We start from the raw sequence: 26,160 nt of genomic DNA on the forward strand, positions 1-26,160 counted from the left end.
CCTCACACGCGGAGATAGGATGGATAGCGGAGGTGACGTCGAACGACGTCCACGAATTGCGGGTCGCGCGTGGCCGCCCAGACCGCAGCGGCATGCCCCACGGCCCAAATCAGCGCTCCGGGAATCCAGAGGTGGAGGCCGAGTGCAATTGCCGCCGCCAACGTGCCGTTGGCGATCGCAACCGTGCGGGGCGCGCCGCCCATCAGGATCGGATCGGTGAGCGCGCGATGGACCGGCGCGAAGAAGCCCGGCACTTCCGGATCGACGATCGCAGCCATCACACCAACGCTCCGCCGGAGAAGCTGAAGAAGGTCAGGAAAAAGCTCGACGCGGCGAAGGCGATCGACAGGCCGAAGACGATCTGGATCAGCCGGCGGAAGCCGCCGGACGTATCGCCGAAGGCGAGCGTCAGGCCGGTCACGGTGATGATGATGACCGACATGATCTTGGCGACCGGGCCCTGCACCGACTCCAGGATCTGGTTGAGCGGCGTCTCCCACGGCATCGAGGAACCGGAGGCGTAGGCCGCAGGGGCTAAAGCGATGGAGATGAAGACAATTGCCGCTAGGTCGGCGAAGCGGCGACGAACACGACGGATCGCGGGAGGGCACTGAATCATGACGGGTCTCCGGGAAGTGAGGATTGGCCGCCCGCCCCGGCCGACTGGACGCGGTAATCGCCGGTGGCGGGATCGAGGCCGGCGACGAGAGCGAGTTCGGCGAGGCGGCGTTCGCTGCCGCGGCCGCGCAGTACCGCGACGAGATCGATGGTCTCGGCGATCAGCGCCTTGGGAACGGTGAGGACGGCCTCCTGGATGAGCTGCTCGAGGCGACGAAGCGCGCCCAGCGCCGTGCCGGCGTGAATCGTTCCGATCCCACCGGGGTGGCCGGTGCCCCAGGCTTTGAGGAGCTCCAAGGCTTCGCTGCCCCGTACCTCGCCGACCGGAATCCGGTCTGGGCGTAGGCGGAGGGAGGACCGAACCAGATCGGACAGCGACGCGACGCCATCCTTGGTGCGCAGCGCGACCAGATTCGGAGCGCGGCATTGCAGTTCACGCGTATCCTCGATGAGAACCACGCGATCGGTGGTGCCGGCGATCTCGGCCAGCAGCGCGTTTGTCAGGGTGGTCTTGCCGGTCGAGGTGCCGCCGGCGACCAGGATGTTCTTGCGGGCGGCGACCGCTTCGCGCAACAGGCCCGCTTGGCCGGCCGTCATGATGCCGGCCGCCGCGTAGTCGTCCAGGGTGAAAACAGCGACGGCGGGCTTGCGGATCGCAAAGGCCGGCGCCGCAACGACGGGCGGAAGAAGCCCCTCGAACCTCTCCCCCGTCTCGGGAAGCTCGGCCGAGACGCGCGGCTTCTCGGCATGCACCTCAGCGCCGACATGATGCGCGACCAGGCGCACGATCCGCTCGCCGTCGGCGGCAGACATCGTTCGTCCGCTATCCTCCAGCCCGCCGGACAGCCGGTCGATCCAGAGCCGGCCGTCGGGGTTGAGCATGACCTCGACGATCGAGGGGTCTTCGAGGAAGGTGGCGATCGCGGGACCCAGCGCGGTGCGCAGCATGCGCGCGCCACGCGAGAACGCTTCCGAATGGAGTGAAGTGCCCGCCACGATCGTCCCCCGTCGAGCGCCAATCGCGGCAAGCGATTAGCAACGGGGATGGATAGAAAAGGCAGGAACTGTCGCAGTTCAACAAGTATTCAGCCGTCGTAGCGATCGGGCGTAGAGCAGAGAAAAAATACTTGCTGCATAGAAGGCGATATCCTAACCGGGATGCGGGGCCAGGTTGCTACTGACTACTTTTTCGGAATTGCAATGGACGACGGTCATACTGCACGTGTAGGCCCGGTTTTGGTCGTTGCGACCGCCAAAGGCCTAGTTTCATCGAACGATAACAGGGTATATTCCCGGCGAGCGACAATTTTTGGTTGAGGCGTTTTATCAACGATGCACACCTGTCCGCCCCCGAGCGAGGCGCTCGACGAATGGCTCGAATCTTTCGACAGCGTGCGGGGGCGTTTCGGCCACCTTCTCCTCGAGCAAAAATCCGACACCGACAACGACCTGATCGCCGGGCTAAGGCCGTACTTCGAGTCGGCTCACACAGACGCGCGGGAATACTTCCACGCTCAGATCGGGATCAACCTTCACCCGGACGCTGGCGCTCCCGGCGAGGAGGCTTGCTATCCGAACTGCCTCCCCCTGAAGGCGCTTCGCGGTCTTTTCGGGGAGGTGATGGCGGGAATGCTCACGGAAGCTTTTCGCGATTCGTTTGTCGGCGGTCACGCTTGGCGCGTGCCGATCTACCTGTTTCGGTATCACGCTGATGTTGAGGCCTATTTATTCTCACTGGCTCGAGACGGGCGGCGGTGGCGCGAGGTGTTTGGCCGATTCGGGAGCGACTTCATCGGAGTCGTTCTGGATGATGATGGTCGGGTATCGAGGTTTATCGCTGGAGAGGCCAAATGGCGCCGCCTGCTCACCGATGGTGTCTTCAATGAGCTGATGCTCGGTGAGCTTATCACCGACCCGGACACTGGAGAGCGCACACGTTCGGGGAAAGGTGTGTGGTTTGAAATAAATCGGGACACACCGGTGCCGCATGGCTTGCGCCAACTGCAGAGGCTTTTAGAACAGCGAGATTCGGAGGGCTATGCGGCGGCGATCTTGTCGCTCGATGAGGCGCTGATCCTCGATCACCCACGGCCGCTGCCTCGCACGAACCTCATTCTGATCGCGGGTAACGGCGCGCAACGGAGAGAGGAAGGAGACGTGCTGATCGGCTGGGAGGAACTGCCGAACGAGTACACCGCTCCTCATGACCTACAGGTCGTTGAGCTCATCCTGAGCGACGGAGAATTGCTCATCGATGGCCTGTATTCTTCGCTCTGGACGTAGGCTGAGCTATGCCAGAATTTGATGCTGAACGGCTCGACCTGGCCAACAATCTCCGCCGCCAACTGGCCGTGGAAAATGAACTCTCGCGCCTACAGGCTCGAGCGTATGTTCGCTGTCTGCAGGCGACATGGCAAGTGCCTACAATTCAATGGACGGACCAGGAATCCGCCAGTCAGCTGCAGGACGCAAGGCGTCTCCTTCATGCAGCACATATATTTCAGCAAGTCGATGGGCCGGCGTCGCCAGGCGCTATCGCCTGCTTTCGCCGCACAGGCGAAATCCTTGAGTGGCTGACGCGAGCAGCGGATAGCATCCGCGCCGTTGTTCCGATCGAGATACTTGCTGCTGCCGCCTACCAACTTGGCGGCCTCCCAGCAATGGCGTCCGGTCTTTTGGGGCAGGTTGATAGCGAGCACGATGGGGTCGCTCTGTACGCTGCCTTCTTGCGTGCGGATTTTGAACAACGTGCTGGAGCGGGCGGCCGAGTTTTGGGCATCCCACCGCGATCTGACGAGTCCAGACGCCTCCGAAAAATTGGCTAGACCCGACCTAGCAGGCTGTTGAAAAAGGTGCTCGCCGCCGACCAGCGACCGTGATTCATTGGCTCCGACGAGATTCGGAGATGGGGCGTGCGCGGCGGCGACAATCGAATGGGCGAGCTGTTCAGCTACGTCGATCTGGAGGCGCGGGTGCGGCGTGACCATCCGCTGCGAGCGATCCGGACGATCGTGAACGAGGCGCTGTCGACGCTGGAGCGCGAGTTTGCCGCGCTCTATTCGCCGATTGGGCGGCCGTCGATCCCGCCGGAGAAGCTGCTGCGGGCGATGCTGTTGCAAGCGTTTTATTCGATCCGCTCGGAGCGGCTCTTGATGGAGCGGCTGGAATACGACCTGCTGTTCCGCTGGTTCGTCGGAATTGGCGTCGACGACGCAGCCTGGGACCATTCGGTGTTCTCGAAGAATCGCGACCGGTTGCTGGAAGGCGACATCGCGGCCAAGTTCCTGGCGGCGGTGCTGGCGCAGCCCAAGGTGAAGAAGCTGCTGTCGAGCGATCACTTCTCGGTCGATGGCACGCTGATCGAGGCCTGGGCCTCGATGAAGAGCGTGAAGCCGAAGGATGGCTCTGGCGAGCCGCCGGCGCCAGGCGGCGGGCGCAATGCCGAAGCGGACTTCCATGGCCAGAAACGCTCAAACGACACCCATGCTTCGACCACCGATCCGGATGCCAGGCTCTACCGCAAGGGCAAAGGCAAGGAGACGAAGCTGTGCTTCATCGGGCATGGGCTGATGGAGAACCGCCACGGCCTGCTGGTCGACGCCTGCCTGACGCGGGCCGACGGGCATGCCGAACGGGTGGCCGCGCTGCACATGATCGAACCGCGTGCCGACCGGCCGACAGCGATCACGCTTGGCGCCGACAAAGCCTACGACGCCGAAGACTTCGTCAACGAGCTGCGCTCGATGAACGTGACGCCGCATGTTGCGCAGAACACCAGCGGCCGCAGCTCTGCGATCGACGGGCGAACGACCCGGCACGGCGGCTATGCCGTCAGCCAGCGCATCCGCAAGCGCATCGAGGAGGCATTCGGCTGGATCAAGACGGTCGCCGGGCAAGAGAAGACCCGCTTCCGTGGCCGTGAACGCGTCGGATGGGCCTTTACCTTCGCTGCCGCCGCCTACAATCTGGTGCGGCTGCCCAAGCTGATCGCGGAGGCCGGCTGATGGCCAAGGTGCCCGGCTTCGCCAAGGCCTTTGCTGGCCGCTGGCGCATCGTCGAAATGGACAACTGGGACGGCGACTTCCTCGACCTCGTCGACGAGGCGCATCTCACCTTCAAGGGCAAGTCCGACGGTGAAATTGCCTTCGGTGCGCTAAACGGCTTCCTCGATGTCCGCTACGGCGCGCGAGACGGTTCGGCCTGCGCGGAGTTCTCATGGGAAGGGCACGATGAGAATGACCCCGCCTGCGGTCGCGGATGGGCTATGATCGGCACGGCGGGCAGGCTCGTCGGTCACTTCTACATACACAATGGCGACGATTCAGCCTTCGTTTGCGAACGCGGCTGAGTTCTTCAACAGCCTGCTAGACGCGTTCGACGATGATGACCGAGTAACTTGGCTCTTCACCGTCGAGCTCGTGCGCTGCCTCGGGCTCCTGGCTGACAGTCTACGACGTGGGGATGATGAGCGCGGCGGCCGCGCGATGGAGAAGCTCAACGCCCTTGATGGAATGGCCGCGCGTGTTTTCAGCGACGACGCCTCGCTCCTCGTAGGACTGCTGAAGCAGGTAGCGGATGGCTTCAGACGCGCAAGCATCTATCGTCCCCTCAATGCGCTATCGGACCTCAATCCCGACCGACGTTCGAAGCTCCTGGCCTACGCTCGGGGACAATTCAGCCGGGGGCGCGGTATTCTCTGGACCTCGCAATTGCAGGGGCTGGAGCGCCTGTTGAGGGACAGTTCCTTTGCTCTTTGTACACCAACTGGATCTGGCAAAACGCTGGTCGCCAACATGGCGTTGGTCAAAGAGTTGCTGCTACGGGGGCACAAGGACGTCGCCCCCTTGGCAATCTATCTCGTGCCCTCGCGCGCCCTAGCTGGTGAAGTGGAGGCTAAGCTTCGAGGTGAGCTCGGCGATGAGATGATCGTCACCGGACTCTATGGCGGCGCGGACTGGGGCATCACGGATTATTGGCTGAGCGGTGAACAACCGACCGTGCTCATCGTGACGGTAGAAAAGGCGGATGCGCTGATGCGCTACCTTGGTCCCCTTTTGCTTGGGCGCTTGCGGCTTGTGGTCATTGACGAAGCACACCAGGTGGTTCCGGAGGGTGGGGAGAACACCAGGATCAGTTTTTCGGAGCACCGCAATCGCTCGCTCCGGCTCGAAAGCTTCATATCGCGCGTTCTCGCAAGGCGGCCGGACGTCGTGCGAATCGCGCTCACTGCGGTGGCGGGAGGCGCATCCCTGCCTGTAGCACGTTGGGTCGAGGGGCGGCCCGACGCTGAAGCCGTAGGAGTGCGTTATCGAAGCACTCGACAGGTTATCGGCGTTTTGGAAACAACACCGAACCGCCCGTGCCGGATCCTTCTCGATATCATGAACGGGCGACCGCTGTATCTGCGTGGCGAGGAGCAGCCCGTGTATCTCCGGCTTCGAATCGAACAAATGCCGCAATTGCCAGCGGGCATGCGGAATAGTCTCAATCGCTTCAATAGTCTAACCGTACTTTGGACGGCTCTTCACTTGGTCGAGGAAGATCAACGCATTCTTATCTCCGTAGCGCAGGAACCAGAACAGACGATGCGCTGGTTCAAGGAAGCTCTCGAACTGCCGACATGGGCGACAGCGCCTGGCTTCTCGGCGCCTGACGGGGAACTGCGCGGGCGCTACGACGAAGCACGGGCTGCTTGTATCGACTATTGCGGCGTCGACTCCTTCGAGCTCGCGCTCCTTGATCGGGGCATTGCGACGAGCCACGGCCAAATGCCGCAACGGCTTCGGCGCCTGATGACCGAAATGATCGAGGGGAGAATTTGCCCGATAACGGTCGCAACCGCGACATTGACAGAGGGAGTTAACCTTCCGTTCGACTTAATTCTTCTTTCGTCGCTGAAGCGGCGCTCTTGGGACGCAGAGAACGAGCAACAGATAATAACGCCACTTTCCACTGCGGAATTCCGCAATCTCGCAGGCCGGGCTGGACGGCCCGGAGCCGCCCGAGGGATCGAGGGTATGACGCTTATAGCGCTCCCAACCACGATCTCCACGACGGCAGACAGTTTCGTCGGGGTTCAGCGCAGGCAACGTCGTGATCTCGTGACAGACTATGAACAGCTCCGAACGGCGTTGCTGATCGAGGAACGCGATGCTGATGCGGTCGAGAGTCCGTTGGCCATGCTCCTGACCGCAATCCGCGATCGTGCAATCAGCGTTCTTGGGCTGCCGCCTAACCGATTTCTGGACTGGCTCGATCAGGTCCTTCCGCCGAATATCAGTCCCGAGGCTGGTGAGGGAGCGAGCGGACTTCGCGCTCGCCTAGCAGATAGTCTTGATGAACTTGACGGCGTGCTGCTCGCGGCGCTGGAGGAGGTCGCACGTGCAGACGAAGTGAGCATGACGGGCGCCGAAGCCGAAGCTCAGCTCATCGAACTATGGCGGCGAACGTTCACCGCGGTTGCTGCCGCCCAAGAAGAATGGATGGAGCAAGCGTTTATACGGCGTGGCCGCGCGGTGGTGGAAACCGTCTACCCGGACGCGGACGAACGTCGGCGTCTCTATCAATATGGCTTCTCTCCGATCGTTGGCCGTCGCTTCGAGGGGGTTGCTCCTCAAATCCGAGTTTTGATGGCAGCAGCACACAGCTACGGGGTTGATGATGCTAGCACCCGGCTGCGCGTATTCGAACAAATCGGGATGCTTCTCTCTAATGATCGCGGGTTCGGATTTCGGGTGCGCGCCACGGTCGGCGATCAGGCGCTGCTCGCAAACTGGCGGGACGTGCTGGCATGGTGGATGCAAGTAGCGGACGCCGCTGGACCTGATGCGGATCAGCTTCGGAGCTGGCAGCGCTTCGTTGCCGACAACCTCGAATTCAAGTTGGGTGTCGCCATAGGAGCGGTCGTCGCGCAGGCCTGGTCGGCAGGCGCGGGCGACCCCTACGCGGTACCGTCGCTTTCAGAGTGGCGCGTTACCACGGGTTTACCGTGGTTTGGCTTTTGGGCTCGCGAACTGCTGCGATGGGGCACACACGATCCGTTCGTCGCCTATGTGCTTGCACAAGGGCTAGCTCACACACGAGAGCGCGCTGCCGAACGTCGTGAAGAGTTCGAAACTTGGTTGCACGCAAACCACGTGGATATCGAGCCCGACGACTACATCGATCCGCAGCTTTTTCTCGAGTGGCAGAACAGCTTGCCCAGGCGAGAGCACGCCGCCGTACCATTTGCTCCGGAGACGGTCGAATTGACTGGAACCAATGGCGCGCGGCCACGATACAACGTGATACCTGTTCCCCACGGTGCCCGCGTTAGTTGGCTTGACCCCGCTGGCTTTGAGCTCGCAACGTCGAAGGATATTGCCGGCGCTTATGACAATAGTTCCATTCGGAACGACTACGAGCTTCGCGCCACGCAGCGCGGCGCCTCCGTGAACAGAACTTTTCGCGCAGGCGCTCAATAATCCGCTGAGACGAATGGGGCCGGAGCGGGGCTGGCGACTATTGCGGCTCCCTAATTACCTTCGGACCCCGCTGGTTCTGGGCGGGAATAAGACTGAACGCTATCCACGTCATCCGGGATCTCCTGCCTCAGCTGTGGCCCGTGGCTTAGTCGCCGGCCCAGCGCCGCGACGAAGTTATCATAACGCGCTCCGGCCTGTGCCCTCGCGGCCTTGGCGGCTGGTTCGGGGAGCGGCGGTGTCGTCGTGAGCCAGAAGCGGATGAAGAGAGCGATGGTCTCGACTGAAATCCCGACATCCCGCTCAAGCCGCGCGATCCGACGATCGATTTGGTCGAGGCGCTTGGCGGTGGCGGCCTCCCGCCGCTCGTCGGCGTCAGGCGACAGAAAAGACGCAATGGCGGCTTCGGCGATGAGCGACATCGGCTGCTCGCGCCGAGCGGCATAAGCCGACAGCGTCTTCATGACGTCCGGATCCAGATAGACCGACATCTGGGCTTTCTTCTTCGGCGCGGTCATGCCTGCCTCACAATCCAAGATCGTCGCCAGGATCGAGCGATGCCTGGCGCGCGACGCCCTGCATCATGTCGTTCATGCGCCTGATCCGCGGGGCATCTTCCTCGAGCTCGTCGGCAAAGTCTGGCGCGAACTCGTTGTCCAGCGGTTCCTTTTTCTCCACAGTGTCGCGGTCCAGCTCCGGCTGCTGCCGGCGGTCGGCGGTCTTCGGATCCTCTGCATCGTTCGCGTCGTCGGTCGACGTCGCAGGAGCCGTGGGGCGCGGCGGGAGTGGCCGTGAACTCCAATCGTCCGGCCGGTTGTCACGGGGGTTGGTCGGCGTCGGCGGCGCCATGATGCGCTCCTGGAAGCGTCCGTCCTCGTAATAGCGCGCCTTCTTCGCCCGAATCGGATGGAGACCCGACATCATGACGATCTCATCGGAGGGTGGCAGCTGCATCATCTCGCCGGGCGTCAGCAGCGGGCGGGCGGTCTCCGACCGCGACACCATCAGATGACCCAGCCAAGGCGCGAGCCGGCTGCCGGCATAGTTCTTCATCGCCTTCATCTCGGTCGCCGTGCCGAGTGCGTCGCTCACCCGCTTCGCGGTCCGCTCGTCGTTGGTCGCAAAGCTGACCCGGACGTGGCAGTTGTCGAGGATCGAGTTGTTGGGTCCGTAGGCTTTCTCGATCTGGTTCAGCGACTGGGCGATCAGGAAGCTCTTGATCCCGTAACCCGCCATGAAGGCTAGCGCGGACTCGAAGAAGTCGAGCCGGCCGAGCGCCGGGAATTCGTCAAGCATCAGGAGGAGCCGGCGCCGTCCAGCCTTGGCGAGGAGTTCCTCGGTCAAGCGGCGGCCGATCTGGTTGAGGATCAGGCGGATCAGCGGCTTGGTGCGGTTGATGTCCGACGGCGGCACCACGAGGTACAGCGTGGTCGGCCCGTCACCACCGACGATGTCGGTGATCCGCCAATCGCAGCGCCGTGTGACCTCCGCCACCACAGGATCTCGGTAGAGCCCCAGAAACGACATGGCGGTACTCAAGACGCCGGAGCGCTCGTTGCCGGATTTGTTCAGCAACTCGCGCGCAGCGGACGCGACCACTGGATGGACGCCGGCCTCGCCGAGATGCGCCGTCCGCATCATCGCGGTAAGCGTCGACTCGATCGGCCGCTTCGGATCGGACAGGAGGGCTGCGACGCCGGCGAGCGTCTTGTCCGGCTCGGCATAGAGGACGTGGAGAATCGCGCCAACCAGGAGCGCGTGACTGGTTTTCTCCCAGTGGTTCCGCTTCTCGAGGCTACCCTCCGGGTCGACCAAGATGTCGGCGATGTTCTGGACGTCGCGCACCTCCCACTCGCCACGGCGGACCTCCAACAGCGGATTGTACGCCGACGACTTCACGTTGGTCGGATCGAACAGAAGGACGCGGCCGTGCCGTGCGCGGAAGCCGGCGGTGAGCTGCCAGTTCTCCCCTTTGATGTCGTGGACGATCGCCGAGCCCGGCCAAGTCAGCAGCGAAGGGATGACGAGGCCGACGCCCTTGCCGCTCCGGGTTGGCGCAAAGCACAGGACATGCTCTGGTCCATCATGGCGAAGATAGGTCTGCTCCAACCGGCCGAGCACGACGCCGTCGGGCCCGAGTAATCCGGCCTGCTCGATCTCCTTTGCCTCGGCCCACCGCGCCGAACCATAGGTCTCGGCATTCTTCGCTTCGCGGGCGCGCCAGACCGACATGCCAATCGCGACCGCCGCGGCGATGATGCCGCCGGACGCGGCGATGTAGCCGCCCTCGATAAAGATTGAGGGTGCGTAGGCGTCGTAGGCATACCACCACCAGAAAAAGGCGGGTGGGAGATAGAACGGAAAATGGAGCAGCTCGAACCAGGGCTGCCCGAGCTGCGGCTGGAAGCCGAGCCGCCAGGCCGTCCACTCCGTCGCGGTCCAGATCGTCAGCAGGACGATCGCGAACACCGTGATGACCTGCCCCCAGAGAATCTTGGTCGCGGACATGACGGCCGTCCTTTCCTGACGTCGATGATTGGAGGGATCGTTCACAGGCCGAGCCCCCGGTTGCGCCCAAAACCCCAATCGATGCCGCCGTCGGCGCGGGCGACACCGGAGACATGCCGGCCGAGCTGCTTTTCGAGTGAGGGCGTCCAGGGCACGAGCTGGAAGCCGAGACCGTCGTCGATCATGGCAAAGCGGCCAGAGGCGAGCGCGAAGCGCTGCCGATAAGCACCGGCGACATGTTCGCCAGCAGCCGACGGGTTGAACGGCTGGCCGGTCTCGGCGGCGAGCTGCTTGCCGAGATCCTCTAACTCCCGACGGCGCAGCGTGCCGATCAGGTTCTTCGCAAATACCAGTCCGTGCGCTTGGCGCCCGGCGAGCCCCTGCTCGACGAGCTGCTCGGCGCGCCGTTGCAGGGCGCCGCGGACCTCGGCCCCGAAGCCGACCTGGCCGAGCGCCACAGGGTCGCGTGCGACGGCCTGGTGGTCGAGCCATGTCGCGCCGTTCGCCGTCACCTGCGCTTCGATCGAGAGGTCGGAACGGACGGCGAGCGCCACGCGACGCTGCCCTCTCGCGTCATCGAATTTGCGCAGCTCGACGATCGAGCCCGGTGCGCAGTCGCCGGCGGCGTCGAGATCGGGCAGCCTGATGTGGTGGCTGCGGCCGTCTACGCCATCGACCACGGCATAAGCGGTCCCCTTGAGTTCGTCGTCGAGACCGCGATCGACGAGGCGCCCGATGATGGGGACGTCGAGGCTTTCGCCCGCCAGCACGTAGCTCGCGGTCCCGCGCTCGATGCCGCGTTCGGTCAGGCTGCGGTGGATGCGTTTGATGATGTCGCCGCGTTCGCCGAGCTCGCGCAACGTCGTCTCGGCGGCCTCGTCCATGACCCATTGGCCTGGCCCGAGTTGATGCGCGAGGCCTAGGCTTTCCAAGCGTCGCATCCGGCCGACCTTCAACACATGGAACTGATCAGGTTGCTGCATCGGATTGGGCGCAAGGTCGACGACGCCATGCCGGCCTGCGTCGCGAACAAGCTGGCGGTCGAGCTGTGTCCAGCGTTCGGCTTCGACCTGGCGCTCAAGGGAGCGTTGGATGTCGAGGTCGGAGCGCAGCCCGAGTTCCTGTGTGACCAGATCTTGGGCGCGAGCGCGCATTCCTTCCTTGATGTAGTCGCGGGAGATGACGAGCTCCTGGCCGTCTTCGCCGACGCCGCGCACGATGATGTGGACGTGCGGGTGCTGGGTGTTCCAGTGATCGACGCCCAGCCAGTCGAGCTTGGTGCCAAGATCCTTCTCCATCTGGCCGACCAGCTCGCGAGCGAAGCCCTTGAGGTCGGCCATGTCAGGCGCGTCCTCGGGCGAGACGATGAACCGGAAATGGTGACGGTCATGCTGACAGCGCTCAGCAAAGGCCTTGGGATCGGCATCCTCGGTGTCCGGACCGAACAGATTGGCCTTCTCCCCGTCCCGGGTAACGCCCTCGCGCCGGAGATATCCGAGGTGCGCGGCGAGCGGCGCCGATCTCGCCCGATGCCGAACAACGCGGGCCTTGATCGTCACCAGACGCGAGCGTCCGGTGAGCAGACGGTTTGCCTGCACGCTGGCGACCCGACCTCGGCCGAAGCGCGAATGACGATGGTTGGCGAGCTGGCCCGTCCGCGAAATGCCGCCGCCGGCGCGCTGAGCGGCGGCAAGCGCCTGGGCGATAAATGGCTTGGCCCGCTGGCTCCGCGAGGAGCGGATGCGGCCAGGCCGAGGCTGAAAGTCGTTCTCTTCAGCCATCGGCAGCCTCGGCAATGTGCGAAAAGCAGAATCCCGGCAATGAGTTGATGGTAAGGCACACATTGCGCGTCGACGCCACACATTGCCGGGTCGGCAAAAAAGGAAAGCAACAACAACCGACCGACCGAGCCGCACATTGCGGCCTTTTATCTCGCCCTCTTAATCGGTCGTCTAAGTTGCTCGCTGTCACCCATTCTCGCTTCCTTTCTTTCTTGCGACAAGGCCCTCTGCGCCACGCCTGAACGCGATGCGCCACCACAACCGCGAGTCCCGGTGCGCCGTGCACTCTTCCGCGCTCGTCGACGGCGCAAAATCGCTGCAACAAGGCAGCGCGGATGCCGTCGCGGCGCACTTTTCCATCGGCATGACGGAGCCACATCACAGGCACTCCGGCGTGGTCCAGCTTGCACGTCAGGTGCGTGGCCACAGGCAAGATAGCGTGCGTTCCGTCGTCGTTGATCTGCACCAGGTCTCTTCCGCTTGTGGCGGAGCTCCGTGTTCAAATTGGCTACACTGCTCGGGTCATTGATCTGCCATCGGCTCGCCTCTGGTCATGCATGGGCTCCGAGCAGCTTGCGCTCCTTGGTGGCGGTACGTGCGTCGACGTCCGCCTGCGATGCGTCGGGATCGCCGCAATAAAATGTGCCGTCGACCCACATCGCATGCATGATCACGGCGAGCTTGCGCGCCACCGCCACCACGGCCTTGCGGTGCGAGGCGCGCCTGGCGATCGCCATGCCCCAGGTCTTGACCTTGTCCTTTTTCTTGTAGCGGGTCAGCAGCGCACTCGCCGCTTCATAGAGCGCGCGGCGCACATCGCCGTCGCCCGCCTTGCTGATCCGGCCCTGCACGTCGATCGAGGAGCCGGACTGCCAGCGCCGCGAGGTCAGGCCAAAATACGCCGCCACGTCGCGCGAGCGCTTGAAGCGCGAGGGATCGTCGACCGCGGTCATGAAGCTCAGCGCCGCGATCGGGCCGACGCCGGGAATCTGCATGAAGCGCCGGCACAGCGCATGGCCGGCGACCAGCTTGACCACCAGGTCGTGCAGCCGGCAGTACTGCTTCCACAGCGCCGCGCGCGCGGTCAGCATGGCGTCGATCAGCTCGGTGACCAGCGCATCTCCTGCCACCGCCTCGCGCACCGCTTGCGCAAAGCCGCCGCGCCCGACCCGGTTCAGCCGAATGCCGAACACCTTCAGCGAGTGCCGGATCGCGTTCTCCAGATCCAGAAACTTGCGCTTCAGATTGCGCCGGTGCGTCAGCAGCAGCCGCAGCCGGTAGCAGGCCGCGCTCTTGATATGGGCGCGCCGGAACCAGCCGGTGCGCATGATGTGGGCGATCCCGAGCGCGTCCGCCCGGTCGGTCTTGTTGCGCTGCGCCTTCAGCGCCGCGCGTACGTGCAGGGTCTCCAGGCAGACCGCCGGCAGGCCGAGCTGCAGCAGCTCCGGATGCAGCCAGGGCGACAGCGAGCCCGCCTCGTGGCCGAGCCGCCGCAAACCGCCGAGATACGGCGCAAGCGCCGCCTTGATCGCGTCCGGATCGGTCACCACCGCCGCCTCCAGCATCACCTTGCCCTTGTCGTCCACCACGCACACGGCCGTCTCGTCCATGCCGACATCCAGGCCACAGAAGTATTTCATCACACGCCTCCCGCGTTGCTGAGGCGGTGCACTGTGCGCGTCATTCATCGCGCAGACCACTTGCGCTGCGGCCGCAACTCCCGGCGCAGACCGATTACGGGCGGCCCTCGTTCGGTCGTTACCTGGTCGTCCCCCTCGCCTGCTCTTTGCTTTTCGCCGGTCAGCGCTGAAACACGCCTGAGCCCGAATTCGTATCGAAGCGCGGCGGAAAACCGCCGGGATACAGCAACGGTCCAGATGTTCGCAGCACGGATGCTTGCAAGCGTACGCCGATCTGGATTTTCATGTTGGCAATGCGGTGAAGTCATTGCGATCGTCCCGGTGTCGAGAGCGCGACGAACAGGCCTTCCGACAGCGGAGCGATGGCCGAGAGATCGTGCACTGGAACTGCAGCCGGCCTGTCGTGCGCTGGTCGATCGAATGTTGCTGGCGCGGAAGAGGACGGCCCGTCAGCGCGGCCGAAAAACAGCGGCGCCCGCGTCCAGGATGAACGAGAAGAGGCCGGGAGGAGGAGAGGCTCTGGCGTCCTCTCCGCATCGACAAAAGGGACGATGGCTGCGACATAGGCTTTGGTCTCCGCCGGCAGCGGACGATGTCTATCGCGAAACTCCTCGTAGCGGCCGGGACCTGCATTGTAGGCCGCGAGAAAACCCGGTGAGCCGTAGCGGTCGTGCAGTTCGCGAAGGAAGGCTGCACCAGCAAAGATGTTGTCACGGGGATCGAAGGGATCTCGTCCCAGACCGTACCGTGCGCGCATGTCCGCCCAGGTCTTGGGCATAAGTTGCATCAGACCAAGTGCGCCTTTCGGTGAGACGGCACGCCGATCGCCGTTGCTCTCGATGCGCATAACGGCGCGAATCCATGCAGTCGGAATGCCAAAGCGCAGCGCGGCTTCTGCCACATAAGTGACATAGCGGTCGCTCGCAGGTTGACCGCGCGCCGGCGCTCTCTCTGCGGACACTGCCGGCATCGTGCCGCCAATCATCAGCAGAACGGCTAGCAGGAACATGGCAAAGCCCGCCGCGTCTCCGCCATGACGCGAGCAAACCGTCATGCTCTCGTCCGTCAAGGGTATGCGCGGCGGGCCGCCCCGCCCTCGACCGCTGGTCTGCGCGGAGGCCAACTGACGTTCGAGCGGGACGACGGGGAGCGACGGCTTTCCTCCGAACAAAGAGGTGGACCGTTGATGCGCCTGGTTGCCGGTACGCGCGACAGGATCCTGCATGCGATCAGTCCCGTTCGGCGCGCTGGGGCAGACGATTCCAGTTCAGCGTCCAGGCCGATTTGTCGTCGCCCGACTGGAAGAGATTGGCGCGGATGGGCCGCGGAAGCGTCGGGTCGTCGATGATGAGCGAAACGTAATCGCCCGCCTTCTCTCCGGTGCGCTTCCAGCCCGCGCCGATCTCCGGGCCGTCGGCATCGCCGAGGCGGATGCGGTAGTCCGGCGCATTCTCGGTATCCAAGGATTCGGCTGGAGTGAGGATGAGAATCCGCTCGAAGAAAAGCGTTTGAATGCGCCCGGTGAAGCCGGACTTGTCGCGGGTGAACTGACCTATTTGCGACATGGGAATCCTCCTTGGTTGCTGGTTTGGAAGCGGGTCAATCGGTGGCGGCGCGCCAGACGAAGCGGCCGTCGCCGGCCTCGTCGGTCCAAAGCGGGATCGCGCGCGCCACGATTGAGGTGTCGGGGAGCGAGCCGAAATAGCGTCCGTCCAGGCTGTCCGGGACAGTCGGGTTCATGAGGAAGACCTCGCCCGGCTTGAGGGTGTGGCAACCGCTCCAACGCGGCAGCGGACGGCCCAGATGGTCCCTATCGTGGGCCGCGCCGACATCGACATGATCGACCGTGACGGCGTGGTCGGACCGGCACACGGTCTGCCCGGGCAGCGCCATCACGTGCTTCAGTATTGGCACACCGTTCGGAAGAAAGCCGCGATCAGCGAGGAAGCTCGCGATCGGCTCGGGTAGCCGCACCACGACCAGCTCCATGGCGTGCAACTCCCCAACCGGATGCAGCGCGTAAAACCCTGTCGGCGTGCTCGCGGTGGCGTTCCAGATCAGCTGCGGCGCGGGGTGAACGAACGTCAGGCTGCCGACGACCAGCGCCGCCATGTACGTCAACGTGAGATAGCCGAAGCGAGTCATGGCGTGACGCTCCGGCGCTTGAGCCATCCGACATGCTGCTCGCGCGTGTAGGCGCGCGGCTCATGACCGGCCGTGAGGCGGTTGTGGAGATGTCGCCAGTATTCCGGCGCGACGTCGGCCGGATCGATGTTGAGCGCCTCGATGGCGTCGACCGCTAGTAGCACACGTTCGACTTTCGGCCAGCTGTCGACACGCAGCAGGATCTCGCCGCCGGGCCGCACGAAGGGCAGCGTCTGATAGGGCTTACCGACCTCAATGGCACGCACGATATCCATGCGCGAGATGACAGTGCCGTAGTCGTTCGACGCCCAGCGCACGAAACCGAAGATGCTGCCGGGTGCAAAACTTGATATGCTGCGGCGGCGGTCGAGGATCTTCTCTTCAGTGCGCCGGCCGAAGCGCAGCCAATGCTCGATTCTCTTCTCGATCCAGGTTAGTTCGACTTGAGTGAGCGCAACGCCGCGCCGATGCGAGGGCGACACAGCACGCGGCGGCAAGGCCTCATTGTCGTTCATGACAGCTCTCCGGTATGTGAATGGGGAAATTCTCGCGCCAGCAATTCGCGCAGCATGTCGGCGACAGTGACGCCGCGCTGGAACGCAGCGACCTTGACGCGGCCGCGCAGCGTCGGCGTGACATCGATTGTCAGCCGCGCGGTGAAGGCCGCGGCATCATCCATGCGACGCGGCGGCGTGTCGCTGGCCTTGATCCAGCGCTCCACATCGCCAGGTCGCGACGCAAAACCGCGCTTGGTGGAGCGCTCTCTCATGGTGCGATCCTCGCGACCTCAGCGGCGAACGCGGCGATCTCGCGGGCGGCAGCGCTCTCTTCGGCAAGCTCGAAGACCAGTCGGCCAGACTGCGCGGCATCCGCGAAGACGACGCGTTGGCCAATGGTGCTGACGAGCACCGGCGGATCGTGATCGGCAAGCGCCTCGGTTGCTTCGCGGGCAATGACCGTGCGTGCGTCGCAACGGTTGAGCACAAAGCGCGCGGCAAGCTGTGGACGATAGATGCGGGCCTCGCGCAGCAGAGACAACATCTCCGCCGAGGCCCAGCCGTCGAGCGGCGACGGCTGCACCGGAATCAGCACGAGATCTGCTGCCAGGAGCGCCGAGCGCATCAAACCGGCAACGCGCGGTGGTCCGTCAATGACGACATGATCGGCGGTGCGCGCGATCTTCGGCACCTCGCGATGGAGCGTGTCACGCGCGAGGCTAACGACGCCGAACAGCCGTGAGACGTTCTCCCGCGCCCGCTGCTTCGACCAGTCCAATGCCGAGCTCTGCGGATCGGCATCGATCAGGGTCACACGCTTGCCGCGCAGCCCCCATTCACCGGCGAGGTGAAGAGCGAGCGTTGTCCTGCCGACACCGCCCTTCTGGTTGAGCACGGCGACAATCATCGCCTGCCTCCCGTCTTGCGGTCGAGAAGCGGCAGAGATGGTTGGCTTAGGTGCTTAGTGGGCCGCTCAGCGTCGGCCTCGGCGTTGTCCGCAAGACGCGCGGGCCCACTACAACGGTTAGATTCTACGTTAGATTCTATGTTAAGGTCCGGAATCACGGTTTCCGGCCAAAGCGTTAGTTGCGGTTCACGCGGGCGAAGTCCCGATAGGGCTGCGTGCGGAATCCCGATACTGTTTGCGTGCGAAGTCCCGAGTGCTTCCACAGCACTGTCCACAGGGGATGTGGATAATTTTGATGGCACAATGCGGAGCAGTTCGCTGCGCGCCTCGCGTTCGATGTGCAACTGGTAGCCGGGAAGCGGCTGGCGTACCGCGATGCGCCGGATCTGCAGCGCGAAATCCGAGACTCGCACCAGGCTGCCGGATTTCCTGTGGAGGTGTGCGATCTCGAACAACCATCCTTTTGGCTGGCGGCCGGCGTGCTTGCGCGCGACGCGGTAAAGCCAACGCTCGATCCCGCCGGTCAGGCTGAAGTAGGCCGGATCAATCGTGAGAACGAGTGAACGATCGATGACGCCGCGATAGAACCAGTCGGGGAGAACAAGTTCCATGCCTTCCACGCGACCGTCGCGCTGTGCACATTCCTCCCATTCGTTGATCCAGGAGAATTGGTGGCGCCGCCAATGCTCGCCCTGGCGGATGGTGGTGCGGATAACCGTCGCCTGCAGGCGGGCCAGCGCGCCCTTCAGGAGCTTGTAGTCGCGGGCCCCGGTCCGCCGACCGACTGCGGTCAGAAGTTGGTAAGGGGTGAAGCGCAGGAAACGCGAGGTCTTCAGACCGAGGTTCTCAGCCTCGACAATCTGGCTGGCTGCCCAAATCAGCACGTCGGCGTCCCAGATCGTCGCCATGCCGTGCTCGGAAACCGCATAAACCTCGACGCGGATGTCGCCGGCCTCATAAAGGATCGGCCTCGTCCGCTTGGCCTTGGCGAGTGAAAAGAACGGTCGCTCCATCAGATTGCGCTGATCGCGCGGGCTGGCGTCGCCGGTGGCGACAACGAACGGATCGAGCTTGCTTCGCTCGCTGGGAGTGATGAGGCGGCGCGACGACATGGCGAGCATTCCTTAACGATGCGCGTGGCCGGCGGCGCGGGCCTCGACGTAGCGAGGATCCGACGTAGAGCTGCAGGCGGCCTGATCGGCCCAGGCTTCGAGATCGCCGATGGCGTAGACAACGCGACCGCCGAGCTTGCGGAAGGTCGGGCCATTGCCATGGCAGCGATACTTCTCAAGCGTGCGCGGCGAGATGCCGAGGAGGCGCGCGGCCTCGGGGGTGCGCACGTAGCGGGTGGAGAGTTGCGCGGGCCTGTCGAGCATAGGAGATCTCCGTCTTGCCTCGAAGCGCCGCGGCCAAGTCGCGGCATGTCGGGGCCAAGGTGGCGGAGAGTTCAGGCGTTGGGGGTGGACGAAAATTTACCTGAGTGAATGTCCCCCCATAGCCGCAGTAAAGCGAACCGCGGCGCTGCATGCGGCGCGGGTTGCGTCATCACGGCGGATGGCCTGAAGGGATCGACGGGCAGGTCAGAGGCCTTGTAGGAATTTCAGATAGCCCCCTTCGACCAAGGCCCTCGAGTCGTAAATGAGCCGGTTCGCCTTACGGCGGGCATGCGAATCCTTCCACTCGACCGAACGACGCTGGGCGTGGTCGGAGGCGAGCACCTTCGCTGCCACGTCGCGCGGACCGCCGCCTAGGTCGAGGACGTCGAAGGTGTGAAGGAGCTGGATCAATCGCCGTTTCTGAAAGGACGTCAGCCGCAGGGCCGCTGGTAGAAGGCCGATACTCTGACCGCCAAGCAGGCGGACGAAGTGTAACGCGACGTCGAGCCGGAGCTCCGCCATGCTGTCGATCGGCAGAAGCACGGCGGGACGTCGTGTGCCCTGCTCGTCACGCAACCGAACATGAAGCTCACCCGATCCGTCCGCAATTATCAACTCGCGACCGTCAGGGTCCGTGCGCTCGAGGAGCGACTGCCCAAAAGCTTTGCGGTCGATGGAACGAAGAGCATCGAAGCCCGGCGGCGCGGGCTCCAGGATCAAAGTTCCAGGTGACGCCTCAGGCAGCCAAATGGTTGGTTCTTTCCCAACGGGAGCGGCGGGATCATGGGCGAAACCGCAACCTCCATCGACGTGCGAAAGTCGCACGGGCGGTCTCGGCATCAACGCCGTCACGCGCGATCTGGCGCTGCGTGTGGGCGAAGTCGCGGCGATAGTCAGCATTGCGGCGTAGGAATTCGAGGGCGAAGCCGGGGCGCTCAAGACGATTCAGGCGTTCGATGGTCTCCGGCGAGCGCCAGTACTCGGTGGGCATGGTGTTTCCTCTCGTTTCTTGTTCTGTCGTCCCGAACGAGGGACACGCCACGATCCGGAAAGACCGTCCAGTAAACTAGACCCAAAGGTTGCATCGCGCGTGATCGCAATTTGCGTAATACAGAGCACGAGAGCCTGCTCATTGCATCCGCGGTTCCAACAGATACCGATAACCTGCCTCCGTCATCCATCTGGCGCGAGCGAGGTGGCTGTCATGGACTCTTTTGGAGCGATCGGGTTCTCGAGCAGGGTCCAGACCGAAGATCATCTGGACGACTTCACGCCAGTCGGCCCCCTCTTCTTCAGCCATTAGCAACCGAAGATAAATTGCAAGATGTTGCTCGTCATAGGCGTTGACGCGGTCGGTCAACGGCGGCTGATCCTGGAATGCGATCTCGTCCATTGCAATGATCCCCCTTCCGGTCGAAGCGATGCGTTCCATAGTTCCATGTACTGCGAAACTGTCTCAGAATGCGAAATAATCAGAAGACTTTTTGTCGCGCCGCGATGCATGGGGCGCATCACGGCGCTCCCCGAAAGCGGCAAACCAGGCCCAACCCAGAAGAAATGAATAACACGGCGCTGCACGAATCGGAACGATCATTCCTGGAACGATCGTTCCGATGCACGTTCCCTGATCGCCATGGATCTCAAGGAGGTCATGGCGATCAATTTGCGTCGGATACGCCATGTGAAGAAGATGACGCAGGAAGAGTTGGCCGATAGCGCCGGACTGAGTGTCCGTTACATCGGTGCAATTGAACGCGCCGATGTATCGGCCAGCGTGACGGTACTCGGCCGAATCGCTGAAGCGCTAGGCGTCGAAGCAACCGATCTGATCAAACGAACGGCAGTTCATCCTCATCGGGCTCGCTGACAGAGTGTATTTGTGCTGCACCGTCGCACTGACACGTTGAGAACCAACTCCGCGTTGCGTCACGCACAAGTGGATGGGCAGCTCCGGGCAAATCTGCTCTGCTTGCAAAGGCACCTGCTAGCCAAAGGAACTAGAGGGCATGATTAGACGGATGGAGAGCCACTATGACCTTATACGAGCACTTGCCAGCCGACATCCGCGAAGTCGTGGACGCTTACGTCGCGGACCTCAGGTCCCAACCTTGGCGAATTCGCTTCCTCTTGCTGATTGATCTCCTTCAAGAGAAATTGGAGACCGGGGCCGCCGCTACGCAGTGGCGTCCGCTTCAAGAATGGACCGGCATAGTGACGGCAATGTTGGAACACTTGCCGCCTGACAGTTCGGTCGTCGAATGCCTAGGGCTGATGAGCATCAGCTTCAACGACCAATGGCGCGCTCAAGCGCTCGGCCAGATCGAGCGGGATCCCACGGTGCTGGATCGTTTGGTTGCAGTTTGTCCTGACTGGGAAGACATCGTCGAAACCGTTTTGGAAGCTCATCAAAAACGGCCGATTAAGGCGGGACAGGTCCGCGGTCGCTGATCGGTCTTTGCTCCGCCGTCCACGCCTGCTCCGTCGCCACGGACGGAGGCTCTGCGCGGCCAGCTCTTGAGCAAGGCGATGCCCCGCCCGGGCCAGCCGGGCGAGGCATCTTGGGTCGGATCAGTCGCCGTTGCGACGGCTGGGGCGGGACCAGATCAGGCTGAAGCCCTCACCTTCCTCGTCGGCGAAGAGGTTGGCGAAGATCGGAGCGGTGAAGCTCGGATCGTCGAGCTTGAGACCCAGATAATCGCGGCCCTCGTTGGAGCGCTTCGACCAGGCGGCCCCGATCTCCACACGGCCGACATAGATCCGGTGGCTGGGGGCGTTGTCGCCCGAGCGGCTGGTCTCGGGGACGATCCGGACGTTCCTGGCCTGGAGCGAGAGGGTGACGATTTCGCCGTTGAACTCGTTGTTGCCGGACTTCTTGAAGGTGCCGATGGTCGCCATGGTAGTTCTCCTTGATCTCTGTTTTCCGAGCCCGCACCTTGCGGCCTCGATGGTGATCGACAGGCCGGAGGCGATCGACGGCGCACCCCGCAGGGGCTCGACAGCAAAGGAGGAACTTTCTTGTCTTGCGCGAGGAATGACGGCGCAGCCGGCAGGGGAAGAAAGTTGTGACGCCGCTGTTGCGCCATAGGCGATCGAGGCTTCTTAGCCGGCCTTCGGCCAGATCCATCCATCGAAGAGGCCGTTTGGTGCGCTCGATCCGAACAGAGCTGACATCAAGGAGAATTTGGCGATAGCGAGTCCCACCGAGAAGCCGGCCCAATGAATTCAGTCGTGATTGGCTCTTTGTGCTGACAGGCGCAGATTTCCGCTTCCACGATCACTGCCTCGGCCACACGCTCCGCTCACGAGAGTCGCCGGCCGTACCTGTGATCCGCCGCTATTTGGTCGATCACTCACAACGATCGCCATCGTATCTGCCTCTCTGCGATGATCGGTCAAGCCTCGACGCTTAGGCCGCTCTCAATCCGGCTTCAAAGACAAGGACCGCGAGCACTCTGGGTGCCTGATCCAGTCCAGCCTTCCGGTGTGACGCTAGCAGGTTCCCGGCAAGATCAGCCCTGTTGGTTCGGGCGCGGTCATGCCGGTGAAGCGGATGAACGCCGTGGTGCTGACGGCAATCGCACAGACGGCAGCAGATATTGTGTACCAGGTCGGTGAAGGCATCGCCATCTGGACAATTCCATACGTGACGCCGTACCGGCGTCGGTGGCGGGCCCGACGCAACCTCACGAATGCCCTTTGTGACGTGGATATCTTATACCGGAGCAGGGTGGCGCGCGGATGGAACAGTGTGTGATCGTCGATTGATTGGCGCGATATTCAAGAGCGACGGCGGCGAAGGTCACATTTTCTTCAAGAACCACATACAATCTGTCGCCTGATCGTCGCGGCCGGATGTACGCCGTGGCATCACGGGGCCCCGGCTTTCATGCCGGGGTTTTTCGTTTTCAGCGAGTTCGAAAGTCTGCCACTGCAAGGCATTTTGGATTGGTTGAACTCGCCGATATTAAGCGCGCGCTACAAAAGAACCGCGCTAATTGTGACGAGCTCGCTCCGGCCATCACCCAGAAGAATGCAGCCAATCGCCGGCTTGCGCGCCAGACCCCGTCGCGAAAGCTGCCGACCTAAGCTGAATCTATGGGATAATTCGCGCAAGCGGCCAGGCCGCGTCTTGACGTGGCTGCGATGCGCGCTCCTCTATGCGGAGAGCGCCGAGGCTGCATGCAGCCGATTGCAACCGACATCCCCGAGGAACGCCACACCATGACCACTTCCGCTGAAATCGCCGACGAGATCGCCAAGGCGTACAATCTGCCAAAGGCGCAAGCCAAGGCCATCGTGGACGGTGTCTTCAAGTCTATCGCCGATGCAGCGGCGAGCGACGCTGAAACCAATGTGCCGGGCTTCGGCAAGTTCAAGGTGAAGCACACCCCGGAGCGCGAAGGCCGCAATCCATCGACTGGCGCGGCGATCAAGATCGCGGCGGCGAGGAAACTGACGTTCGCGCCGGCCAAGGCCCTCAAGGATGCGCTGAACGGCTAAAGGCAGGGGCGCAAGGCCGGGCCCCTTGTTGGCCCCCTTGTCCGAGGGTTCTCGATGCGGACCAGCCGTGCCTTGAGGAAGGCGAGCGTGCGGATCGGACCGGTCAACTCGTTGTTGCCGGCCTTCCGGAAGGTGTTGATGGTCGCCACAGTGTCTTCCTTGATCTCTGTTTCCGCGCTCGCACCATCAGCGCTAAGCCGCGCTTAGCGCAGGCTCGATGATGAAGGCTTGGTGCCAGCCTGGATGCCTGGACGGGCCCCATCGTCGTGCCGATATCAGCCACGCGCCAAGCGCTGCTTGGCTGGTCCGCCTGCGGCCATTCCGGTGAGGCGGACGAAGGCCGTGATGCTGACGGCAATGGCCCCGACGACCCCGAAAATCGTCTGCCAGGCGGGTGAAGGCATCGCAATCTGGGCGATTCCGTGCGCCGCGCTGTAACCGGCGAAGGTAGCGGGCGCAACATAGAGGAGGATGATCAGGAGCCGGAGCCAGGTGCATGTCACGAAGGCGAGCGCGAGTTGGCCGATGCCGAAGGTTGCGCCGCCCGCTACGAGAGCCACCGCGATGCCGCCGAGCACGCCAGCCCCCGTATGGAAGGCCCACATGCCGATCGTCACGCCAGCGAAGAAGGGCAATGCGCAGACGGCAAGCGTGAAGAGCAGCCAGCCGAAGAAGCCGATAGCGAGGATAACGAGCAGTGGTCCGAAGATGGTCATGGTGGTGGGCTCCGTGCGATAAAGGCCTGACGGTCGCGCCTTCCACCACCACCTCGGCGCGAGAATGAGTATAGCTGCAGACAGGCGCCAGCGGGAGCGATAATCCCGCTGGCCTTGCGCAGTCCAACTCGCGTAGCGATGCACCTTCATGGTTGGAAGGGATCGAATTCGTGAACGATGGCGGCGGGATCGCCATCGTACTCACCGGACGGCATGACGCCGTAGGCGCCTGTGCCAGACTGGAAGACGACGACACAGACCATGAGAGTGGTGGCGAGATTCCAGCCGTTGGCGAATGCGAGGGCTTGAGACATTGATCCGGCTCCTGTGCTGAGGCGGGGACCATCCCCGCGCGACAGGCGCCCGATGTGTCGGGCCGAGGGCCGCAATCACCGCGCAGACGAAGACGGAGCGGCGGCACGCTCACGCGTAAGCCGACCCCTTGTGGGTTGATGGCGTCAGGCCTCTCGGTCCGACCAAGGATCAGCGCCGATAGACGCGGGGTGGCGCCCGCCGGCAGGAGACGTGTCTCGCAACCTGCTGCATCGGCGCATATCGTTGCCTTCATCAGCCGTTGGCTGATCGGTTAAAGTGCATTGCGACTTGGCATGATGGAGAGAGGCGCCATGGCGGAATTCACGGAGCGCGACCTGCATCTGGTGAAGAAGGCGCTCGCCATTGCAGTGCTGGCGATCGAGCGGCAGCCGGGGCCGCTTCAATCGGTGTCTGACCAGAGCGACATGAAGGCCCTGCTCGACGATCTGATCGAGAACGATGCGGAGTTGGCGCACTATGCCCGTGTGGCGCGGATCGCCGTAACGGGTGAGCCGGACTGAAAAGCGGCGTTGCGGAAAGCCGGCCATCCGGCTTTCCGGTTTCATGTATCACGCATAGAAGCGAGAGCGGCGCCTATGCGCCGCCGAACCTCCAGACCGGGATGCCGAGCTTCTTTGCCTTGTCGGCAAGGTTGTCCTGAATTCCCGTGCCCGGGAAATGCATCACCCCGATCGGCAGCTCGTTGAGGATCGCATCGTTGCGTTTGAACGGAGCGGCCTTGGCATGCTTGGTCCAGTCGGGCCTGAAGGCGATCTGCGGAACCTTGCGGTTGTCGGCCCACTTGGCGGCGATCAACTCGGCGCCCTTGGGCGATCCGCCGTGCAGCAGCACCATGTCCGCATGCTTGGCGTGCACCTGGTCCAGTTTGGCCCAGATCAACCGGTGATCGTTGAAGTCGAGACCGCCGGTCAGCGCGACTTTCGGTCCGGGCGGCATGAGCACCTGATTGTCGGCACGCTTCCTCGCGGCCAGGAAGTCGCGGCTGTCGATCATCGCGGAGGTTAGATTGCGGTGGTTGACCTTCGAGCCGTTTCGCGGCCGCCAGCTTGAGCGGGTGTGGCGTTCGAACCCATCGGCGGCCTGGTCGCGCATCAGCTCGAAGGCGTTGCGTCTCTCGATCAGCGTCTGCCCCTCCGCTGTCAGTCGTTCCAGCTCGACGGATTTGATCTCGCTGCCATCCTGCTCCCGCTGCGACCGCTGCTGCGCCAGCTCGTTGTCGTCGAGCTCGCGCTCGATCCTGTCGATGGCACGATGGAAGACGTTCACTGTCGACCAGAGCAGGTCTCCGAGGTCGGGCTCAAGACGGGTATCGGACAGCGCCACCACGAGGGCATCGAAGATGTCGGCGATGCTGCCGGCGAGGACTCGCGCCTCTGGGAGCTGCCGGGGATCGGGCTCATCGTGGAAGGGACGGTAGCCATAGAGCTGGAGTTCCTGGAGGACCTGGTCGGTCGGGGATGAGCCGTGGTGCGGCTCGAAATCGTCGTTGTGGTCGGTGGTCATTGCGGCTTTCCCTCGTCGGATCGACCGCGCCCATCGCGGCCTTCATGGCGACGAAAGCGGCGGGCGGAACGGACTTGCACCCGCAGCGCGAGCTGTGGGCGGGAGCGGTAGCGGAGGACCGAAGGGGGCCGACTATTTTGCCTCGCGATGTAAAGGCGGCTCTGCCGCCGACG

At 63.3% G+C, this 26,160-nt stretch carries 31 protein-coding genes; 8 read left to right on the plus strand and 23 right to left on the minus strand.

Annotated features, from left to right (window positions below):
* Nucleotides 1–2: 2 nt before the first annotated feature.
* Genes ACE10X_RS39160 through trbB form a run of 3 tightly spaced genes read right to left on the minus strand, consistent with a single transcriptional unit; the run spans nucleotide 3 to nucleotide 1,614 of the window.
* A complete protein-coding gene (locus ACE10X_RS39160) occupies nucleotides 3–278 on the minus strand; it encodes a VirB3 family type IV secretion system protein (protein WP_018268880.1) in 276 nt (91 codons plus the stop codon).
* Nucleotides 278–619 carry a TrbC/VirB2 family protein gene (locus ACE10X_RS39165; protein ID WP_026191851.1) on the minus strand — a complete coding sequence of 114 codons (342 nt, stop codon included), beginning with the start codon at nucleotides 617–619 and terminating at the stop codon, nucleotides 278–280. Before ACE10X_RS39165 ends, ACE10X_RS39160 begins: the two co-directional genes overlap by 1 nt.
* Nucleotides 616–1,614: a P-type conjugative transfer ATPase TrbB gene (gene trbB / locus ACE10X_RS39170; protein WP_018268882.1), complete on the minus strand. Its 999-nt coding sequence runs from the start codon at nucleotides 1,612–1,614 to the stop codon at nucleotides 616–618. Before trbB ends, ACE10X_RS39165 begins: the two co-directional genes overlap by 4 nt.
* A gap of 336 nt (nucleotides 1,615–1,950) precedes the next feature.
* Between trbB and ACE10X_RS39175 the strand changes: the two genes are divergently transcribed.
* The 4 genes from ACE10X_RS39175 (at nucleotide 1,951) to ACE10X_RS39190 (ending at nucleotide 8,081) form a co-directional block, all read left to right on the plus strand.
* The gene (locus ACE10X_RS39175; RefSeq protein WP_018268883.1) at nucleotides 1,951–2,901 is read left to right on the plus strand and encodes a hypothetical protein; all 951 of its coding nucleotides are present in this window, start codon (nucleotides 1,951–1,953) and stop codon (nucleotides 2,899–2,901) included.
* 629 nt (nucleotides 2,902–3,530) lie between these two features.
* Nucleotides 3,531–4,622, plus strand: a complete 1,092-nt coding sequence (locus tag ACE10X_RS39180; protein WP_038387925.1) for an IS5 family transposase — start codon at nucleotides 3,531–3,533, stop codon at nucleotides 4,620–4,622.
* Complete coding sequence (locus ACE10X_RS39185; RefSeq protein ID WP_018268887.1) at nucleotides 4,622–4,966, plus strand: hypothetical protein; 345 nt, start codon at nucleotides 4,622–4,624, stop codon at nucleotides 4,964–4,966. Before ACE10X_RS39180 ends, ACE10X_RS39185 begins: the two co-directional genes overlap by 1 nt.
* The gene (locus ACE10X_RS39190) at nucleotides 4,929–8,081 is read left to right on the plus strand and encodes a DEAD/DEAH box helicase (RefSeq protein WP_018268888.1); all 3,153 of its coding nucleotides are present in this window, start codon (nucleotides 4,929–4,931) and stop codon (nucleotides 8,079–8,081) included. Before ACE10X_RS39185 ends, ACE10X_RS39190 begins: the two co-directional genes overlap by 38 nt.
* A gap of 50 nt (nucleotides 8,082–8,131) precedes the next feature.
* Here ACE10X_RS39190 and ACE10X_RS39195 read toward each other — a convergent pair whose 3' ends face one another.
* The 15 genes from ACE10X_RS39195 to ACE10X_RS39265 form a co-directional block, all read right to left on the minus strand.
* Nucleotides 8,132–8,596 (minus strand): hypothetical protein, encoded by a 465-nt coding sequence (locus ACE10X_RS39195; protein WP_018268889.1) that lies wholly within the window; start codon nucleotides 8,594–8,596, stop codon nucleotides 8,132–8,134.
* Between the two features lie 7 nt (nucleotides 8,597–8,603).
* On the minus strand, nucleotides 8,604–10,586 hold the full coding sequence (locus ACE10X_RS39200; protein WP_018268890.1) for a conjugal transfer protein TraG: 1,983 nt from the start codon (nucleotides 10,584–10,586) through the stop codon (nucleotides 8,604–8,606).
* A gap of 41 nt (nucleotides 10,587–10,627) precedes the next feature.
* Nucleotides 10,628–12,367: a VirD2 family relaxase/mobilization nuclease gene (locus ACE10X_RS39205; RefSeq protein WP_018268891.1), complete on the minus strand. Its 1,740-nt coding sequence runs from the start codon at nucleotides 12,365–12,367 to the stop codon at nucleotides 10,628–10,630.
* Between the two features lie 551 nt (nucleotides 12,368–12,918).
* Entirely contained in the window at nucleotides 12,919–14,007 is a 1,089-nt protein-coding gene (locus tag ACE10X_RS39210) for an IS110 family transposase (protein ID WP_018268892.1), read from the minus strand.
* 304 nt (nucleotides 14,008–14,311) lie between these two features.
* Entirely contained in the window at nucleotides 14,312–15,232 is a 921-nt protein-coding gene (locus ACE10X_RS39215) for a lytic transglycosylase domain-containing protein (protein WP_018268894.1), read from the minus strand.
* Nucleotides 15,233–15,236: 4 nt separating this feature from the next.
* On the minus strand, nucleotides 15,237–15,572 hold the full coding sequence (locus tag ACE10X_RS39220; protein WP_018268895.1) for a DUF736 domain-containing protein: 336 nt from the start codon (nucleotides 15,570–15,572) through the stop codon (nucleotides 15,237–15,239).
* A gap of 34 nt (nucleotides 15,573–15,606) precedes the next feature.
* Nucleotides 15,607–16,152 (minus strand): S26 family signal peptidase, encoded by a 546-nt coding sequence (locus ACE10X_RS39225; protein WP_018268896.1) that lies wholly within the window; start codon nucleotides 16,150–16,152, stop codon nucleotides 15,607–15,609.
* Nucleotides 16,149–16,667: a DUF2840 domain-containing protein gene (locus ACE10X_RS39230; protein WP_018268897.1), complete on the minus strand. Its 519-nt coding sequence runs from the start codon at nucleotides 16,665–16,667 to the stop codon at nucleotides 16,149–16,151. Before ACE10X_RS39230 ends, ACE10X_RS39225 begins: the two co-directional genes overlap by 4 nt.
* Complete coding sequence (locus ACE10X_RS39235; protein ID WP_018268898.1) at nucleotides 16,664–16,921, minus strand: hypothetical protein; 258 nt, start codon at nucleotides 16,919–16,921, stop codon at nucleotides 16,664–16,666. The genes ACE10X_RS39230 and ACE10X_RS39235 overlap by 4 nt, the downstream gene beginning before the upstream one ends.
* Nucleotides 16,918–17,556 carry a ParA family partition ATPase gene (gene parA / locus ACE10X_RS39240; protein ID WP_016841296.1) on the minus strand — a complete coding sequence of 213 codons (639 nt, stop codon included), beginning with the start codon at nucleotides 17,554–17,556 and terminating at the stop codon, nucleotides 16,918–16,920. The genes ACE10X_RS39235 and parA overlap by 4 nt, the downstream gene beginning before the upstream one ends.
* Nucleotides 17,553–18,668, minus strand: coding sequence for a replication initiator protein A (locus ACE10X_RS39245; protein ID WP_026191855.1), 1,116 nt, complete (start codon nucleotides 18,666–18,668; stop codon nucleotides 17,553–17,555). Before ACE10X_RS39245 ends, parA begins: the two co-directional genes overlap by 4 nt.
* Nucleotides 18,669–18,680: 12 nt before the next feature.
* A complete protein-coding gene (locus tag ACE10X_RS39250; RefSeq protein ID WP_016841292.1) occupies nucleotides 18,681–18,932 on the minus strand; it encodes an AlpA family transcriptional regulator in 252 nt (83 codons plus the stop codon).
* Between the two features lie 204 nt (nucleotides 18,933–19,136).
* Nucleotides 19,137–19,652 (minus strand): DUF2285 domain-containing protein, encoded by a 516-nt coding sequence (locus ACE10X_RS39255; RefSeq protein ID WP_018268900.1) that lies wholly within the window; start codon nucleotides 19,650–19,652, stop codon nucleotides 19,137–19,139.
* A gap of 61 nt (nucleotides 19,653–19,713) precedes the next feature.
* Nucleotides 19,714–19,923, minus strand: coding sequence for a transcriptional regulator domain-containing protein (locus ACE10X_RS39260; RefSeq protein ID WP_016841290.1), 210 nt, complete (start codon nucleotides 19,921–19,923; stop codon nucleotides 19,714–19,716).
* A gap of 138 nt (nucleotides 19,924–20,061) precedes the next feature.
* A complete protein-coding gene (locus ACE10X_RS39265; protein ID WP_026191856.1) occupies nucleotides 20,062–20,325 on the minus strand; it encodes a DNA -binding domain-containing protein in 264 nt (87 codons plus the stop codon).
* Nucleotides 20,326–20,565: 240 nt separating this feature from the next.
* Here ACE10X_RS39265 and ACE10X_RS39270 point away from each other — a divergent pair, with 240 nt between their 5' ends.
* Both ACE10X_RS39270 and ACE10X_RS39275 read left to right on the plus strand, forming a co-directional pair.
* The gene (locus ACE10X_RS39270; protein ID WP_016841288.1) at nucleotides 20,566–20,799 is read left to right on the plus strand and encodes a helix-turn-helix domain-containing protein; all 234 of its coding nucleotides are present in this window, start codon (nucleotides 20,566–20,568) and stop codon (nucleotides 20,797–20,799) included.
* A gap of 164 nt (nucleotides 20,800–20,963) precedes the next feature.
* Nucleotides 20,964–21,380, plus strand: coding sequence for a hypothetical protein (locus ACE10X_RS39275; RefSeq protein ID WP_016841287.1), 417 nt, complete (start codon nucleotides 20,964–20,966; stop codon nucleotides 21,378–21,380).
* 120 nt (nucleotides 21,381–21,500) lie between these two features.
* Here ACE10X_RS39275 and ACE10X_RS39280 read toward each other — a convergent pair whose 3' ends face one another.
* Complete coding sequence (locus tag ACE10X_RS39280) at nucleotides 21,501–21,827, minus strand: DUF736 domain-containing protein (protein ID WP_018268901.1); 327 nt, start codon at nucleotides 21,825–21,827, stop codon at nucleotides 21,501–21,503.
* 594 nt (nucleotides 21,828–22,421) lie between these two features.
* Entirely contained in the window at nucleotides 22,422–22,559 is a 138-nt protein-coding gene (locus ACE10X_RS39285) for a hypothetical protein (RefSeq protein WP_162136685.1), read from the minus strand.
* Nucleotides 22,560–23,153: 594 nt separating this feature from the next.
* On the opposite strand from ACE10X_RS39285, the gene ACE10X_RS39290 reads away from it, so the two are divergent.
* Nucleotides 23,154–23,432: an HU family DNA-binding protein gene (locus tag ACE10X_RS39290; RefSeq protein ID WP_026191857.1), complete on the plus strand. Its 279-nt coding sequence runs from the start codon at nucleotides 23,154–23,156 to the stop codon at nucleotides 23,430–23,432.
* 275 nt (nucleotides 23,433–23,707) lie between these two features.
* On the opposite strand, the gene ACE10X_RS39295 is transcribed toward ACE10X_RS39290, so the two are convergent.
* Both ACE10X_RS39295 and ACE10X_RS39300 read right to left on the minus strand, forming a co-directional pair.
* Entirely contained in the window at nucleotides 23,708–24,148 is a 441-nt protein-coding gene (locus ACE10X_RS39295; RefSeq protein WP_018268904.1) for a hypothetical protein, read from the minus strand.
* Between the two features lie 146 nt (nucleotides 24,149–24,294).
* Entirely contained in the window at nucleotides 24,295–24,462 is a 168-nt protein-coding gene (locus ACE10X_RS39300) for a hypothetical protein (RefSeq protein WP_018268905.1), read from the minus strand.
* A 312-nt stretch (nucleotides 24,463–24,774) separates the two neighbouring features.
* Between ACE10X_RS39300 and ACE10X_RS39305 the strand changes: the two genes are divergently transcribed.
* Entirely contained in the window at nucleotides 24,775–24,984 is a 210-nt protein-coding gene (locus ACE10X_RS39305) for a hypothetical protein (protein ID WP_016839907.1), read from the plus strand.
* Nucleotides 24,985–25,057: 73 nt separating this feature from the next.
* Here ACE10X_RS39305 and ACE10X_RS39310 read toward each other — a convergent pair whose 3' ends face one another.
* Entirely contained in the window at nucleotides 25,058–25,987 is a 930-nt protein-coding gene (locus ACE10X_RS39310) for a DUF2493 domain-containing protein (protein WP_018268906.1), read from the minus strand.
* Between the last annotated feature and the right edge of the window lie 173 nt (nucleotides 25,988–26,160).

It is taken from the genome of Bradyrhizobium sp. Pha-3 (assembly GCF_042258325.1).
Classification (GTDB): Bacteria; Pseudomonadota; Alphaproteobacteria; order Rhizobiales; family Xanthobacteraceae; genus Bradyrhizobium; species Bradyrhizobium elkanii.